Here is a 15,372-nt window from a genome sequence, read left to right as displayed (position 1 = left end):
CGGGCCCTGGGGAGAGATCCCCGGGGCCCGTTCTCGTGTGCGTCCGCCCGCCTCCGCGTTTGAGGTGCTCACACCGCAAGCGCTGGGATCGCACCCCATATTCGAGGTGGGATCCCCTCGTTTGAGGTGTTCACACCCCAAACGGGGAGCGGTCAGCGCTCGGCGTCGCGCAGCGTGAACCACGAGACGGCCGCGGCGCCCAGCGCGACGAGGATCGCGATGGTCGTGGTGGTCTGGATCGCGTGGTCGAACGCGAGGTGAGCCGACGACGCCAGCCAGTCACCGACCTGGGCGGGCAGCGACGACGCGAGGTCCATCGCACCCCCGAGCGTCTCCCCGGCGGCCTCGCGCTCCGTGTCGGTGGTGCCGACCAGCGGCGGCACCACGACCTCCGACCGGTACGTCGCGGTCAGCACGCCTCCGAGCACCGCCGTACCGAGCACGGCACCGATCTCGTACGCGGTCTCTGACAGCGCGGACGCGGCTCCCGACTTCTCGGCCGGGACGCTCGAGACGACGACGTCGTTGGTCAGGGTCTCGGCGAACCCGATGCCGGTCCCGAGCACGAGGAACGCGATGGCGATCGACGTGGCCGACGGCACCGTCCCGGCGAACGCGGCGATCGCGTAGCCGGCGGCCGACAGCCCGAAGCTGGTGGTCACGACGGCGCGGACACCGAACAGCGGGACGAGCCGTACGACCAGGAGACCGGCCGCGATGGTGGCGACGAGACCCGGGACGAGCACGAGGGCGGCGTCCATCGGCTCGAGCCCGACGACGAGCTGCAGGAACTGCGCCGCGAAGAGCAGGAATCCTGTCAAACCCATCAGGCTCAGCAGGTTGGCGACGAGCGCGCCGGAGAAGACCCGGTTGCTGAACATCCGGACGTCGACCAGCGGGTGCTCCCGGACGAGCTGACGCCGGACGAACACGACGAGGCTGGCGACGCCGAGGGCGAGCGCCCAGCCGACGACACCGGTGAAGCCGTGCTCGGCGAAACCCTTGATCGCGTAGACGATCGGGATCATCGCCGTCATCGACAGCGCGATGCTGGTCGGGTCTACCGGACCCGGGAACGGGTCGCGCGACTCCGGGACGAGCCACAGCGCCAGGGGCACGAGGATCGCGACGACCGGCAGGTTGATGAGGAACACCGAGCCCCAGCTGAAGTGCTCGAGCAGGTAGCCCCCGATCACCGGCCCGAGCGCGGCCCCGGCCGAGAAGCCGGCGGCCCACACGGCGATCGCGACGCGGCGCTGCTGCCGGTCGACGAAGATGTTGCGCAGGAGCGACAGCGTCGAGGGCATCAGGGTCGCACCGAAGACGCCGAGCAGGGCGCGCGCGGCGATGAGCTGGCCGATGTCGGACGAGAACGCGGCGAAGAACGACACCGCACCGAACCCGACGGCACCACCGATCAGGAGCCGGCGGCGCCCGATGCGGTCGCCGAGCGAGCCCATCGCGACGAGCAGGCCGGCGAGCATCAGCGCGTAGATGTCGACGACCCACAGGAGCGCGGTGCCCGAGGGGTGCAGCGAGGAGCTGATGTCGGGCAGCGCGAAGCTGAGGACGGTGTTGTCCATGCTCACCATGAGCACGGGCAGCATGAGGACCGCGAGCGCGCTCCACTGGCGCCAGCCGGCACGGTCAGGGGTCGGCGTGTACGCACGGGGGTTGGTCGTGGTGGTCATCGGGTCCTCCTCACGGGTTCATGGTGTCTAACCGTCCAGACGGTACAGTCATTCCCGTCCAGACGGTACAGTCCCGAATCCGTGCGGCTCAAGCCGATTTGTGGTGTTCTGCGCCACGCGCCGCGGGGCTACCCCAGGAAGTGGTCGGCGGTGACCGGCAGCGAACGCACCCGTACCCCGGTCGCGTGGTACGCCGCGTTGGCGACGGCGGCAGCCGTGCCGACGATCCCGATCTCGCCGATCCCACGCGACCCCATCGGGTTGAACCGATCGTCCGACTCCTCGAGCCACTCGGCCTCGATGCCGAGCACGTCGGCGTGCGAGGCGACGTGATAGGTCGCCAGGTCCTGCGTCACCACGTGGCCGAAGCGCGCATCGCGGTACGACTCCTCGAACAGCGCCGCGGACAGACCCATGACGAGTCCTCCGAGGAGCTGCGAGCGAGCCGTGGTCGGGTTGACGACCCGCCCCACCGAGTAGACGCCGAGCATCCGCGGCACCCGGATCTCACCGGTCCAGCGGTGCACGCGCGTCTCCGCGAACACGGCTCCGAACGAGTGGAACGCGTACTCCTTCATTGCCGGGTCGTCGGCCGCCGACGCTGTCGTCTCGACCCCCGGATCAGGCGTGTCCCCGTGGTCGGCGCGGAAGCGCTGCGCAGCCGCGACGATCGCCGTACCCCACGAGCTCGTTCCCGAGGACCCGCCCGCGACGCTCGCCGGCGGCAGCGACGAGTCGGCGATCTCGAGCGCGATCGCGTCCGCCTCGACGCCGAGCGCGTCGGCGGCGATCTGGGTCAGCACGGTCCGGGCGCCGGTCCCGATGTCGACGGCACCGATCGCGACGGCGTACCGACCGTCGTCGAGCGAACGCACCCGCGCGGCGTTGCCGGGCATCCGCATCGCCGGGTACGTCGACGAGGCGACGCCGGTCCCGACCCACCAGTCGCCGTCGACCGTCGCCCGCGGTTCGGTGGGTCGGCCGGCCCAGCCGAACCGGTCCGCACCCCGACGCAGGCACTCGATCAGCCGCCGGTCGTTGAATGGCTTCCCGGTCTCGGGGTCGACCTCCGGCTCGTTGCGGACGCGCAGGTCGATCGGGTCGACGCCGGCCGCGACCGCCAGCTCGTCCATGGCGATCTCGAGCGCGACCATCCCGGGCATCTCGCCCGGTGCACGCATCCACGACGGGACCGCCACGTCGAGCCGCGCGAGGCGGTGGCTGGTCCGCCGGTTCTCGGCGGCGTACATCATCCGGGTCGGCGACGCCGACTGCTCGGCGTACTCGCGGACGGCCGAGGTCTGCTCCTGAACCGCGTGCTCGATCGCCGTGAGCGTGCCGTCCGGGCGGGCGCCGAGGCGTAGGTGCGAGATCGTCGCGGTGCGGTAGCCGGTCAGTGCGAACATCTGCTGCCTCGTGACCGCGAGCTTCACGGGACGTCCGTCGGTCGTACGCGCTGCCAGCGCCGCAGCCATCACGTGCGCGTGCGCCTCGCCCTTGCTCCCGAAGCCGCCGCCGACGTACGGCGCGCGGACCCGCACCTGGTCCGGCTCGAGACCGAGCATGGGGAAGAGCGACTGCACGACGCCGTGGACGCCCTGCGTCGAGTCGTACATCGTGAGGGTCGGGCGGCCGTCCTCCTCACCCCACCACGCCAGGGTGGCGTGCGGCTCGATCGGGTTGTTGTGCTCGTACGGCGTGCGATACGTCGCGTCCACGACGACGTCGGCCGCGGCCAGGGCGGCGTCCACGTCGCCCTCGGCGGTGTCGGTCGCCTGGCCCGCGTTCACCTCGTCCGGCTCGTACGTCGCGTTGTCCTCGCGCAGCTCGGCCTCGTGCGGCTCGGCGTCGTACCGGACGTGGACGAGCGCCGCACCCTCGCGTGCTGCCTCGGGCGTCTCCGCCAGGACCAGCGCGACGATCTGACCGCGGAAGTGCACCGCGCCGTCCTGGAGGATCGCGAGCTCGCCGTTCGTGGTGTCGTCCAGCCGGGGCGCCGTGGTGTGGTCGATCACGGCCACGACGCCGGCGTGCTCCAGCGCGGCGTGACCGTCCACGTCGACGACCCGACCCTTGGCGACGGTCGACTGCACGAGCCACAGGTGCAGCGGGTCCGCGAGTCCGTCGGACGCGGCGTGCTCGAAGGCGTACGTGGCGCGGCCGGTCACCTTCTCGACGCCGTCGACGCGTCGCAGGTCCGTTCCCATCGACCGGGCCTCGATCGGCCGCGTCTGCTGCTCGGTCATCGCGTCCTCCCCTCCGCCAGAGCGAGCAGCGTCCACGCCGTCGCGTTCCTCACCATGGCGGGCTTGTACGCCGTCTCGTCGTTGGTCTGCGCCGCCTCGAGCTCTTGGTCCACGGCCGCCCGGACGTTCTCGTCCGTCAGCGGACGCCCGGCGAGCGCCGCCTCGGCACGCTCGGCCCGCCACGGCTTGTGCGCGACGCCACCCCACGCGACGCGTACGTCGCGCACGACACCGTCGTCGAGCTGGAGCGCGGCCGCCACCGACACGAGGGCGAAGGCGTACGAGGCACGGTCGCGCACCTTCGTGTAGGTCGAGCAGCGCGCCACCTCCGACCACGGGACGTCGATCGCCGTGATCAGCTCACCGTGCGCGAGCGTCGTGTCGCGCTCGGGATGGTGACCGGGCAACCGGTGCAGGTCCTGGAACGGCACGCGCCGTTCGCCGTCCGCGCCGAGCACCACGACGGTGGCGTCGAGAGCGACGAGCGCCACCGCCAGGTCGCTGGGATGCGTGGCCACGCACGCCTCGCTCGCCCCGAGGATCGCGTTGTAGCGCCCGTACCCGTCGATCGCCGAGCAGCCGCTGCCGGGATCGCGCTTGTTGCACGGCGTGGTGACGTCCTGGAAGTAGACGCACCGCGTGCGCTGGAGGAGGTTGCCCCCCGTCGTCGCCTGATGGCGGATCTGTCCGGACGCTCCGGCCAGCAGCGCGCGGGCGAGCACCGGGAGCCGCGACCGGACCGACGGGTGTGCGGCGAGATCGCTGTTGCGGACGTTCGCGCCGATCCGCAGGCCGCCGCCCTCCTCGGCGTACTCCTCCACCTGGTCCATCGGCAGCCTGCTGACGTCGACGAGGACCTCGGGCGACGTGACGCCGAGCTTGAGGTGGTCGACCAGGTTGGTGCCCCCGCCGAGGAAGCGCGCCCGGGGGTTGTCGGTCACCGCGGCCACGGCGTCCTCCGCACTCTGCGGGCGGACGTACTCGAGGGGCCTCATCGGCCCGCCACCTGGCGGACCGCGGCGAGGATGCCGGCGTACGCACCGCAACGACACAGGTTGCCGCTCATCCGCTCGCGGATCTCGTCGTCGCTCAGCTCGACGTCGCCTTCGAGGTCGTCGGTCACGTGGCTCGGGTGGCCCTGCTTCGCCTCGTCGATCACCCCGACGGCCGAGCAGACCTGGCCCGGCGTGCAGTAGCCGCACTGGAAGCCGTCGTGCTCCAGGAACGCCTCCTGCACGGGGTCGAGCCTGTCGGCGGCGAGGCCGTCGGCCGTCACGATCTCCGCTCCGTCGTACGCGACGGCGAGCGCGAGGCAGGTGAGGTGACGGCGTCCATCGAGGAGGACCGTGCACGATCCGCACTGACCGTGGTCGCACCCCTTCTTGGGGGACGTGACGGCGAGCCGCTCCCGCAGCGCGTCGAGCAGCGTCGTACGGGTGTCGACCTTCAGCGTCCTCGAGCGACCGTCGACGGTCAGCGTGATGTCAGCGTCCATGCTGTCCCTTTACCCGTTGGTGCCGCGACCCATGCCGCCTGCGCCGCCTCGCTAGAGTGCTCGCATGCCCGCCCGTACCGACGGCGCCTCCACCCGCGACCGTATCCTCGACGCGTTCGAGACGCTCCTCGTCGAGGGCGGCGGCAAGATCGCGACGCTCGACGCCGTCGCCGCGCGGGCCGAGGTGTCGAAGGGCGGTCTGCTCTACCACTTCCCGAGCAAGGACGCGATGGTCGACGCGATGCTCGACCGGCTCCGCGAGCAGGGGCGTGCCGACGTCGTGAAGATGAAGCAGGCGTCCCAGGGGCCGGTCCGTTACTACCTCGAGACTTCGGTCGACACCGGCTCGGCGTTCGACCGCGGACTCATCGCGGCGTCGCGGGTCGCGCAGGACGACGTCCGTGCACGCGAGACGCTGGCGGAGCTGCGCAACGGATGGTTCGAGGTGCTCGCCGAGCACTACGGCGACAACGCACTCGCCCGTACGGTGCAGCTGATCGGGGACGGGCTGTACTTCGACGACACCACCGGACTCGCGCACAAGCGTTCGCTCGACCACGTCCGCGACGTGCTCGGCCGCCTCGACGCCCTCTGACGCTGAGGCCCCGTCCCCGATTTGTGCAGTTGATCAAGGTCCTTGTGGCGCAGAACCTTGACCAAGTGCACAAATCGGGGAGGAGACGGGGGAGTGCGACGTCGCGGAAGCGCGAACCCTTGACCCCGAGCGGGCAGGAGGTCGTGGTCGCCGCCCACAGGTCCTCCTGTCACGCTGCCTCAATCCGCAATAGTTGCCATCTGATGGTGGCCAAACCGTCACACGTTGTGGGAGCGATCGTTACCGCAAGTCGCTAGGGTCAGCGCATCCACGTCATTTCGAGGAGTCCCCTGATGCGACCGAGCCACCGTACTCTTCTCCGGCGATCAACCCTCTTCGCCGCCACCGCCGCGCTCGTCGCGGCCCCCCTCGCCGCCGTCCCCGCCGCGTACGCCGCACCGGAGGACGAGGTCACGCTGACCTTCTTGGGCATCAACGACTTCCACGGTCGGATCGACTCCAACACGGTGAAGTTCGCCGGCACCGTCGAGCAACTCCGCGCCGCCGGCGGCGAGGACAACACGGTGTTCGTCGCGGCAGGCGACAACATCGGCGCCTCGCTGTTCGCCTCGGCCGTCGACCAGGACAACCCGACGATCGACGTCCTCAAGGCGCTGCAGCTCGACAACTCGGCCGTCGGCAACCACGAGTTCGACCAGGGCTTCGAGGACCTCACCGGCCGCGTGATCCCGCGGATGGGCGACAACCGGTTCGGCACGCCGGTGTTCCTCGGCGCCAACGTGTACGAGAAGGGCACCGAGACGCCGGCGCTCCCCGAGTTCGCCGAGTACACGGTGGCCGGCGTCGACGTCGCGATCATCGGCGTCGTGACCGAGGAGACCGCGTCTCTGGTCAGCCCGGCGGGCATCGCCGACCTGGAGTTCGGTGATCCGGTCGCGGCCGTGAACCGCGTCGCAGGCGAGCTCAAGGACGGCGACGACGCCAACGGCGAGGCCGACCTGGTCATTGCCAGCTATCACGAGGGCGCTCCGTTGTCCGAGCCTGCCGCGACCCTTCCGCAGCAGGTCGCCGCGAGCCCCGTCTTCGCGCACATGGTCAACGACACGGTGGCGTCGGTGGACGCGATCTTCACCGGCCACACCCACCAGCGCTACGCGTACGACGCGCCGATCCCCGGCGGCAGCGGCACGCGTCCGCTCGTCCAGTCCGGCAACTACGGCGAGGGCGTCGCGAAGGTCGAGATCACGTACGACACCGCGACCGACGACGTGACGACCTACACCCGCTCGGTGGTCGCCCGCACCACCACCGACGACGCGACCCTCGTGTCGACCTACCCGCGGGTCGCCGCGGTCAAGACGATCGTCGACGCGGCGCTCGCCAACTCGGCGGCCGTCGGCAACACGCCCGTCGCTGAGATCAGCAACGACATCACGACCGCCCTGACCGGCGGGACCTACGAGAACGGCGTCTACACCCACCCGACGCCGACCGCGACCGGCGTCCGCGACGACCGCGCCTCGGAGTCGACCCTGGGCAACCTCGTCGCCAACTCGCTCCGCGACAGCCTCGACGACGAGCAGGGTGGCAACGCCGAGATCGGTGTCGTCAACCCGGGCGGTCTGCGTTCGGACCTCATGTACGCCCCGGACCCGGCGATCCCGACCGACGCCGACGGCGTGGTGACGTACGCGCAGGCGAACGCCGTGCTCCCGTTCGTCAACAACCTCTGGTCCGTCACGCTCACCGGCGAACAGTTCGTGACGATGCTCGAGCAGCAGTGGCAGCGCAACGCCGACGGGACGGTGCCGTCGCGCTCCTACCTCCAGCTCGGCCTGTCCGACAACGTCGAATACACGTTCCACGAGATCGACGACCCGGCCATCGCCGGCGCCAAGAAGGGCGTCATCGACTCGGTGACCATCGACGGCGTGCCGATCGACCTGGCCAAGAGCTACCGCATCGGCACGTTCAGCTTCCTCGCGACCGGCGGCGACAACTTCCGCATCTTCACCGAGGGTGAGGCTCCGAAGGACTCGGGCCTGGTCGACCGCGAGGCATGGATCGCGTACCTCGAGGAGGGCTCGCCGGTCAGCCCGGTGTTCGAGCGGCGCTCGGTCAAGCTCGATGCAGCGGCGCCGACCGGGCTCCTGCCTGGCGCCTCCGCCAGCGTCACGCTCCCGAAGCTCGACCTCACCTCGCTCGACAGCCCGCAGAACACGACGGTCTCGGCCACGCTGAACGGGACCTCGCTCGGCACCTTCCCCGTCACCAACGGGTCCGCGACCGTGACGTTCACCGCCCCGGCGAGCGCGGGGACGTACGACCTGGTCGTGACGGCGCAGCCGACGGGGACGACCGCACGGATCCCGGTCACCGTGGTGAAGGGCTCCTCCTCGGTCAAGGCGGTCGTCCGCGGCAACGCGTACGGCAACGGCGGCGCCGTCCAGGCGACCGTCACCCCCGCCACCGCGACCGGCACCGTCACGGTCAAGCTCGGCACCAAGGTCCTGGGCACCGGCACGGTGAAGAACGGCAAGGTCACCATCCCGATCAAGAAGAAGGCTCTGCTGCCCGGCACGCACACGTTGACCGTCGCCTACTCGGGTGACGGCGCGACGAACGCGTCGAGCACCACGGTCAGGCTCTCCGTCACCAAGGCGGTCTCCGCGACGAAGGCCAAGAAGAAGACCAAGACGATCCGGGCCAAGAAGACGAAGGCAAAGATCACCGTCGCCGTCCTCGCTCCGGCCGGAGTGCCCGCCAACGGCAAGGCCACCGTCACCTACAAGGGCAAGAAGGTCGGCACGGCCACCGTCCGCAACGGCAAGGCCACCGTCACGCTCAAGAAGTTCTCGAGCAAGGGCAAGAAGAAGCTCCGCATCACCTACGGGGGTTCCTCCACCGTGAGGGCCAGCTTCGACAGGCTGACCATCACCGTCAAGAAGCGCGGCTAGCACCACCGACGGCCCGGGCACACACGCGAACCACGTGTGCCCGGGCCGTTCTCATCTCTGGAACAGCACGGTCGAAACAGCACAGTCCTGACAGCACGGATCCAGGAGGATCAAGGTGTCTTCACCCATCCCACGCGCCTTCCGCGCGACGTCGCTGCTGGCTGCGGGTGCGCTCGCTGCCGGCACGCTGGCGGCGGTCGCTGCAGCGCCTGCCAGCGCCGCGCCCGCAGACCATCTCGTCATCAACGAGGCCTATCTCAACGGCGGCAGCGCCGGCGCCACGTACCTCAACAAGTTCGTCGAGCTCTACAACCCCACCGACGCGCCGATCGAGGTGGACGGTTGGACGGTCCAGTACCGCTCGTACAGCTCGACCACGGCGTTCACCGGCAAGATCGCGCTGACCGGCACGATCCCGGCGGGTGCGCACTACCTCGTGAGCGGCAACGCTAACTCGACCAACGGGGCCGCGCTGCCGACGCCGGACGCCCCCTCGACGATCGCCTTCTCGGGCAACGCGAACGGCGGCACCCTCGCCCTGACGAAGACCGCTGACACGCTCTCGGGTGACGGCGCGACCGTCGTCGCCAACCCGAACGTCGTCGACCTCCTCGGCTACGGCGTGTCCAACACGTCCGAGACCGCCCCCGTCGCGAGCGGCTACTCGGTAACGGCGTCGGTCAACCGGACCGACGGGATCGACACCGACAACAACAGCGCCGACTTCACCTCAGCGGCTCCGTCGCCGACTGCCTGCGGCGAGGACTGCGTCCCGGTACCGAACCCGGTCGAGGAGTACGCGATCGCTGACATCCAGGGCGCCGGTGCCACGAGCGACCTCCAGGGCGACACCGTGATCACGCAGGGCGTCGTCACCGCGGCGTACCCGACGGGCGGCTTCAACGGCTTCTACCTGCAGACGGCAGGCAGCGGCGGAGCCACCGACGCGACTGCCGGCAAGTCCGACGGCATCTTCGTCTTCGGCAGCGCAGCGGTGGCGAAGGTCGCGGTCGGCGACCACGTGAAGGTGACGGGCGGGGTCAGCGAGTTCGGAGGCATGACACAGATCACTCCGGCGGCTGCCGACGTGGTGGTGCTCGACGAGCCGGCCGAGGCGGTCAAGCCGACCGAGCTCGCGCTTCCGCTCGGCGACGCGGCCCGCGAGGCCCTCGAGGGCATGCTGGTCACCCCGAAGGGTCCCTTCACCGTGACGAACAACTACACGACCAACACGTTCGCCGAGATCGGTCTCGCAGCGGGTGACTCCCCGCTGTACGTCCCGACCGAGATCGCCGCTCCCGGTGCCGCTTCGCAGGCGGTGGACGCCGAGAACGCGACCAAGCGGATCACGCTCGACGACGGCTCCTCCACGAACTACACCGGTGCGGGCAAGGACACGCCGCAGCCGTGGATCGACGCGGACACCACCATCCGCGTGGGTGCGTCGGCGACGTTCACCAAGGACGTCGTCCTCGACTACCGCAACAGCACGTGGAAGCTGCAGCCTCTCGCGCAGCTGACCGCGGCCGACGCCAACGGCGTGCTTCCGGCGACCTTCACGGGTGCCGAGCGGCCGCAGTCGCCCCCGCAGGTCGGCGGCGACTTCACCCTCGCCGCGTTCAACGTCCTCAACTACTTCGTCACCACCGGCGAGGAGTACGAGGCGACCACGGGCATCTCGTGCGAGTACTTCGTCGACCGCGCCGGCGTCCCGACGACCGTCGACGAGTGCGTCGGCCAGGCGGGTCCGCGCGGAGCTGCCAGCGCCGTGCAGCTCGAACGCCAGGAGAAGAAGATCGTCGCCGCGATCAACGCCCTCGACGCCGACGTGGTGTCGCTGGAGGAGATCGAGAACTCCGTGCAGTTCGGCAAGGACCGCGACGCGGCGCTCGCCTCGCTCACCGACGCGCTCAACGAGGCGGCCGGTGCGGGCACCTGGGCGTACGTCCCGTCACCCGACCCGTCGGCGCTGCCGCCGGTCGCGGAGCAGGACCTCATCCGTACGGCGTTCATCTACAAGCCGGCGGTGCTCGCAACGGTCGGCACGTCGACGGTCCTCGTCGGCGACCCGGCGTTCGCGGATGCTCGCGAGCCGCTCGCCCAGGCCTTCCAGCCGGTCGCCGGCACCGAGGACGACCGGTTCGTCGCGATCGTGAACCACTTCAAGTCGAAGCGTTCCGGCACTCCCGATCCCGACCAGGGGGCGGGCAACGTCGAGCGGGTCGCGCAGGCCAACGCCCTGGTCGCGTTCGCCGACTCGGTGAAGGCCGCCGCGGGGACCGACAAGGTCTACCTCACCGGTGACCTCAACGCGTACTCGAAGGAGGACCCGATCACGGTCCTGCGCAACGCGGGCTACGTCGACCTCGAGGAGACGTACGAGACGGCGGAGACCTACCAGTTCGACGGCGAGATCGGGTCTCTCGACCACGTGTTCGCGTCGCCGGCCGCTGCCCCGGACATCACGGGCATGGGGGTCTGGTCGATCAACGCCATGGAGCCGATCGCGTACGAGTACAGCCGCTACAACAACAACGCGACGCTGTTCTACGACGAGAGCGCGTTCCGCTCCAGCGACCACGATCCGGCGCTCGTCGGCATCGCGCTCGAGGAGCAGCTCACGCCGACGACCGTGAGCGCGGTCGCCACGCCGGGCATCGCCCCGTTGTTCGGTCCGATCGTGGCGGCTCAGGTGAAGCCGAGGGCGACCGGCACGATCCAGGTCCTCAAGGGCACCACCGTGCTGACGACCCAGAGGCTCGTTCTCGGTGTCGCCATCGCCGCAGTGCCCGCGAAGGCGCTGCCGCCGGGCAAGCACACCCTGACCGTCCGCTACTCCGGTGACGCGACCCACGCGCCTTCGGAGACGACGGTGACGGCCCGCGTGCTCGGGTTCTGACGGGACCCCGCGAGACAAGGAAGGTCGACAGCGCGGTAGGTCCGAGCCACCCCGTGGCTCGGGCCTACCGCGCTCCTGCACCACCGGTCGTACGCCTGAGGGTGGTCAGGGACATCCCTGAAATCGGTCTCCGACCGCTTACCGGGACCTGGCTGAACGTTAGTCTTGTCGGACTATGCGCAAGATGACGACGGACCTGCTGACGCGGGTCGCCCAGCGGACCTTGCTGCGGTCGCAGAAGGACGGCATCGATCTCTCGAAGCTCACCTTCGTCCCGAACCGATGGCTGATGCCGCTGCGTCGTGTCGGAGTCGATCCCGTCCCGCAGCTCGGCCGGGTCCGTGCCGAGGCGCCGGTCAAGCGTCTCGCCGGCCTGTTCGGGATGAACATCTGGCTGGTCAGCGGCTACGCCGAAGCCCAGGCGGTGCTCGCCGACCGCACCTCGTACAGCAACGACATCCGCCCGTTCGTCGGAGAGGTCGGGGCGGCCGACGGCGACATCGGCGGGCTCGGGTTCACCGATCCTCCCGAGCACACGCGGCTGCGCAAGCTCCTGACACCCGAGTTCACGATGCGCCGCCTCTCTCGCCTCACCCCCAAGATCGACGAGATCATCGAGCACCAGCTCGACCTCATGGAGCAGAAGGGCCCCGAGGTCGACCTCATGGCCGACTTCGCGTTCGCCGTCCCGTTCCTGGTGATCTGCGAGCTGCTGGGCCTCCCGGACGAGTCGCGCGAGGAGTTCTTCGCGCTCGGCTCCGCCCGATTCGACGTGTCGGGGGGCGGCGCCGCCAGCTTCGGCGCGATCTCGGAGTCGCGCACCTTCCTGATGAACGCCACCAAGGCGCAACGCGATGCCCCGGGCGACGGCCTCATCGGCAAGATCATCGAGGAGGTCGGCGACGGCATCTCCGACTACGACCTCGGCGGTCTCGCCGACGGCGTGTTCACCGGCGGGCACGAGACGACGGCGAGCACGATCGCCCTCGGCGCGATGATCCTGATGAACGATCCCGACGCGCGCGACCGCCTGATCGCCGACGACTCCTTCGCCGATCCCGTGGTCGAGGAGATGCTGCGCTATCTCACCGTCGTCCAGATCGCGTTCCCACGCTTCGCGAAGGTCGACCACGACCTCTTCGGCAAGCGGATCACCGCCGGGGACGTCGTCGTCTGCTCGCTGTCGGGTGCGAACCGCGACCACCGTACGGCCGACGCCGACCTCGAGCGCTTCAACCCGCACCGCGACTGGCCGGTCTCCCACGTCGCGTTCGGCTACGGCTTCCACCGCTGCGTCGGGGCCGAGCTCGCCCGGATGGAGCTGCGCTCGGCGTACCCCCGCCTGTTCCGCAGGTTCCCCGACATCACGCTCGCATGCGACCCGCGGGAGCTCGCGTTCCGGCAGCGGTCGATCGTCTACGGCGTCGAGAAGATGCCTGTCCGCCTGTACGGCTGACGCCGCCCTCTTCGCGACCCGGCTCCCACGTCGGCATCGGCAGCGCAACGCCCCACGGCCCTGGTCGCAGCGTGGGGCGTTGGCGTCTGCAGGCAGCTAGCCGAGCTGCTTGAGGTCCTTGCGGATCATGAAGGCGGAGACCAGCCAGAAGAGGCCGATCAGGATCGCGTAGATGCCGATCAGGACGATGAGGGTCTTGGCGGCGATGTCGGGCCACGCGATGAGCACGATGCCGAAGAGGATCGAGACGATGCCGGCCGTGAGGAGCCAGCCCCATCCGCTGCCGGGCACCTCACGGATCTGGAGTGCACCGGAGATCTCGAGGGCGCCGATCATGATCGACCAGAAGGCGATCACGATGACGATCGCGAGCCCCACCGTCTCGGGTGCACGGAACGCGATGATGCCCGCCGTGACACCGAGGACTCCCTCGAGGAGCAGCCACCCCCAGGAGCGTCCGCGGTGGGTGAAGATGCTGACGAGCGCGATGATGCCGTCGACGAGCGCCCACACGCCGAAGAGCGCGATGATCACCTTCGCGGTCGGCCCTGGCCAGACCAGAGCGACGATGCCGAGCCCGACGGCGACGACGCCACGGACGACGATGATCCACCATGCGGTCCTCGCCGCGGATGTCACCGACATTGTCAGGTCGCTCATGGCTTCCCCTTCGCTCGCCGTGCAGTGCTTTTCACCCTAGAGCCGCTGGGAGGACTGGGATGCGCGGACACGCCGCGCGTCAGGGGAGCGGGACGCGCAGGAACGCCGGACGGTAGAGGAACGGGTTGCGAGCGACCTTGCCCACGTCGGTGTTGTTGCGGCTGTACGAGACGACGACCGAGCCGCGCTCGGGAAGGATGCCCGGGTGGGCCAGCGGCATGTAGCGCAGCTGGCCCGTCGCCGCGTCCGACGGGATCGTCGCCGCGGTCGACGCCACGGTGAACGGTCCCGTGGGGGACGGCGCCTTCCAGATCACGAGGTTGTGGCCGAGGAACTCGTCCTGCTTGCTCACCGCGTACCACGAGCCGTCCTGCTCGAACACGCTCAACGTCTGCGAGACGCCGCCCTGGGCGGAGATGAGCGCCTGGGCGGTGTCGGCGTCGCGCCGCCACCGGCTCCCGTCCCAGTAGCGCCACGCGGTCTGGTCGCGGATGTCGTCGATGCGCACGCGCGCCACGCGCATCGAGTAGCCGAAGACGCCGTCGGTCTCCGGGTTTGCGGTGCCGTACAGGTAGACCCAGTCGTCGTGCACCGCGACGGCGGCACCCCAGGTCGGGCGCGTACGGCTCGCGTCGTCGGGTCCGAGATCCTTCACCTCGACGAGCTGTGGGGTCCCACCCCGCTTCACGTGGAACACCGCGATCGCCGGTCCGAGGTTCTCGAACTCGGAGGTGTTGGGGCCGCCGGTGCTGCGGACCCGCTGGACGCCGACGCCCACGACGTCGGTGTCACCGCGCTGCACCCGCCCGACCGACATCGGCCAGTAGCCGACGCCGTCGGCGCGGTCTGGGATGAGTGCACCGTTGTCCTCGGGCAGCACCGTCCGTGCGCAGCCCGGTGAGATCAGCAGCATCGAGTTGCGTACGAACCGCTGCCCGTCGAAGTCGTCGGACCGCAGCGTGTCGCCGACGACCCAGATGCGCCGGCCGTCCTGGAGCTCGAGGTCGGCGCCGACATCCCCGCCCTGGAGCTCGGGGCCACCTCGCACCGTGTCCACGATCGTCTGCAGGTCGTCGATCGTCCGGAGCTCGGGGATCGCGACGCAGGCCGTCTCGTACGCCCCGCTGCCGGCCGAGGGTGCGTCCTCGTCGTCGCCCCGGAGGACACCGGGAAGGAGGACGGCAGCGACCACGAGGGCGGCGACGACCACGAGGGCGGACACGACGACCAGCACCGCGGTGCCGATCCGTCGACCCGGGGTGCTCGCCGGTCGGTGCTGCTCGGGATCGTCCATGCTCGCTCTCCTTCGACGTTAGAGCGTGGCGGTGCCCCGGACACGGGATCGCGGCGTGACGTCCGTGACGCTGCCGGACAACGGGTCTCGACGGAGTACGCCGGGATGTGCGATATTG

The 15,372-nt window shown here is 70.0% G+C and carries 10 protein-coding genes; 4 read left to right on the top strand and 6 right to left on the bottom strand.

The annotated features are described in order from the left end of the window. Window positions 1–152: 152 nt before the first annotated feature. The 4 genes from AB3M34_RS00290 to AB3M34_RS00275 all read right to left on the bottom strand — a co-directional run bounded on the left by AB3M34_RS00290 (window position 153) and on the right by AB3M34_RS00275 (window position 5,432). Window positions 153–1,691, bottom strand: a complete 1,539-nt coding sequence (locus AB3M34_RS00290; protein WP_370617082.1) for an MFS transporter — start codon at window positions 1,689–1,691, stop codon at window positions 153–155. Window positions 1,692–1,819: 128 nt separating this feature from the next. Next, window positions 1,820–3,937 carry a xanthine dehydrogenase family protein molybdopterin-binding subunit gene (locus tag AB3M34_RS00285; RefSeq protein WP_370617081.1) on the bottom strand — a complete coding sequence of 706 codons (2,118 nt, stop codon included), beginning with the start codon at window positions 3,935–3,937 and terminating at the stop codon, window positions 1,820–1,822. Next, a complete protein-coding gene (locus AB3M34_RS00280) occupies window positions 3,934–4,932 on the bottom strand; it encodes an FAD binding domain-containing protein (protein ID WP_370617080.1) in 999 nt (332 codons plus the stop codon). Before AB3M34_RS00280 ends, AB3M34_RS00285 begins: the two co-directional genes overlap by 4 nt. Continuing rightward, a complete protein-coding gene (locus AB3M34_RS00275) occupies window positions 4,929–5,432 on the bottom strand; it encodes a 2Fe-2S iron-sulfur cluster-binding protein (RefSeq protein WP_370617079.1) in 504 nt (167 codons plus the stop codon). Before AB3M34_RS00275 ends, AB3M34_RS00280 begins: the two co-directional genes overlap by 4 nt. Before the next feature lie 64 nt (window positions 5,433–5,496). Here AB3M34_RS00275 and AB3M34_RS00270 point away from each other — a divergent pair, with 64 nt between their 5' ends. The 4 genes from AB3M34_RS00270 (at window position 5,497) to AB3M34_RS00255 (ending at window position 13,300) form a co-directional block, all read left to right on the top strand. Then, on the top strand, window positions 5,497–6,027 hold the full coding sequence (locus AB3M34_RS00270) for a TetR/AcrR family transcriptional regulator (protein ID WP_370617078.1): 531 nt from the start codon (window positions 5,497–5,499) through the stop codon (window positions 6,025–6,027). A 293-nt stretch (window positions 6,028–6,320) separates the two neighbouring features. After that, on the top strand, window positions 6,321–8,945 hold the full coding sequence (locus AB3M34_RS00265) for a 5'-nucleotidase C-terminal domain-containing protein (RefSeq protein ID WP_370617077.1): 2,625 nt from the start codon (window positions 6,321–6,323) through the stop codon (window positions 8,943–8,945). A 115-nt stretch (window positions 8,946–9,060) separates the two neighbouring features. Continuing rightward, complete coding sequence (locus AB3M34_RS00260; RefSeq protein WP_370617076.1) at window positions 9,061–11,844, top strand: ExeM/NucH family extracellular endonuclease; 2,784 nt, start codon at window positions 9,061–9,063, stop codon at window positions 11,842–11,844. Window positions 11,845–12,028: 184 nt separating this feature from the next. Then, window positions 12,029–13,300: a cytochrome P450 gene (locus tag AB3M34_RS00255; RefSeq protein WP_370617075.1), complete on the top strand. Its 1,272-nt coding sequence runs from the start codon at window positions 12,029–12,031 to the stop codon at window positions 13,298–13,300. 96 nt (window positions 13,301–13,396) lie between these two features. Here the strand turns inward: AB3M34_RS00255 and AB3M34_RS00250 are convergent, their stop codons facing one another. Next, entirely contained in the window at window positions 13,397–13,960 is a 564-nt protein-coding gene (locus AB3M34_RS00250) for an HdeD family acid-resistance protein (RefSeq protein ID WP_370617074.1), read from the bottom strand. 79 nt (window positions 13,961–14,039) lie between these two features. Beyond that, window positions 14,040–15,254: a DUF4185 domain-containing protein gene (locus AB3M34_RS00245; RefSeq protein ID WP_370617073.1), complete on the bottom strand. Its 1,215-nt coding sequence runs from the start codon at window positions 15,252–15,254 to the stop codon at window positions 14,040–14,042. Between the last annotated feature and the right edge of the window lie 118 nt (window positions 15,255–15,372).

This window comes from Mumia sp. Pv4-285 (assembly GCF_041320275.1).
GTDB lineage: Bacteria > Actinomycetota > Actinomycetes > Propionibacteriales > Nocardioidaceae > Mumia > Mumia qirimensis.
This window is presented reverse-complemented; position numbering and strand designations above follow the sequence as displayed.